The organism is Cupriavidus sp. 05N38 (genome assembly GCF_056397345.1).
Window position 1 is genome coordinate 1 of the sequence record NZ_JBFTNF010000159.1, and the last position, 1,196, is coordinate 1,196.

The window sequence follows — 1,196 nt, forward strand, 5'->3', positions numbered from 1 at the left end:
AAATGGCAAAGGAAAAGTTCGAGCGGACCAAGCCGCACGTGAACGTTGGTACGATCGGTCACGTTGACCATGGCAAGACCACGCTGACGGCAGCGATCGCCACGGTGCTGGCAGCAAAGTTTGGCGGCTCGGCCAAGAAGTACGACGAAATCGACGCAGCGCCGGAAGAGAAGGCACGCGGTATTACCATCAATACCGCCCACGTCGAGTACGAAACGGCTAACCGCCACTACGCCCACGTTGACTGCCCGGGCCACGCTGACTATGTGAAGAACATGATCACGGGCGCAGCGCAGATGGACGGCGCGATCCTGGTGTGCTCGGCCGCCGACGGCCCCATGCCCCAGACCCGCGAGCACATCCTGCTGGCCCGCCAGGTTGGCGTGCCTTACATCATCGTGTTCCTGAACAAGTGCGACATGGTCGACGACGCCGAGCTGCTCGAGCTGGTCGAAATGGAAGTGCGCGAACTGCTCTCGAAGTACGAGTTCCCCGGCGACGACACCCCGATCATCAAGGGTTCRGCCAAGCTGGCACTCGAAGGCGACAAGGGCGAGCTGGGCGAAGTGGCGATTCTGAGCCTGGCCGACGCGCTGGACACCTACATCCCGACGCCGGAACGTGCCATCGACGGTACCTTCCTGATGCCGGTGGAAGACGTGTTCTCGATCTCGGGCCGTGGCACGGTTGTGACCGGTCGTATCGAGCGCGGCATCATCAAGGTCGGTGAAGAAATCGAAATCGTCGGTATCAAGCCGACGGTCAAGACCATCTGCACCGGCGTGGAAATGTTCCGCAAGCTGCTGGACCAAGGTCAAGCCGGCGACAACGTGGGTCTGCTGCTGCGCGGCACGAAGCGCGAAGACGTCGAGCGCGGCCAAGTGCTGTGCAAGCCGGGTTCGATCAAGCCGCACACGCACTTCACCGGCGAGGTCTACATCTTGTCGAAGGACGAAGGCGGCCGTCACACCCCGTTCTTCAACAACTACCGTCCGCAATTCTATTTCCGTACGACCGACGTGACTGGCTCGATCGAGCTGCCGAAGGACAAGGAAATGGTCATGCCCGGCGACAACGTGTCGATCACCGTCAAGCTGATCGCCCCGATCGCCATGGAAGAAGGCCTGCGTTTCGCCATCCGTGAAGGCGGTCGTACCGTCGGCGCCGGCGTCGTGGCAAAGATCCTCGACTGATAA

The 1,196-nt window shown here is 61.3% G+C and carries 1 protein-coding gene; it reads left to right on the forward strand.

Translation table 11 applies throughout. The annotated features are described in order from the left end of the window. Positions 1–2 precede the first annotated feature (2 nt). Positions 3–1,193, forward strand: coding sequence for an elongation factor Tu (gene tuf / locus AC1DK4_RS40655; RefSeq protein WP_441623861.1), 1,191 nt, complete (start codon positions 3–5; stop codon positions 1,191–1,193). Positions 1,194–1,196: the final 3 nt, after the last annotated feature.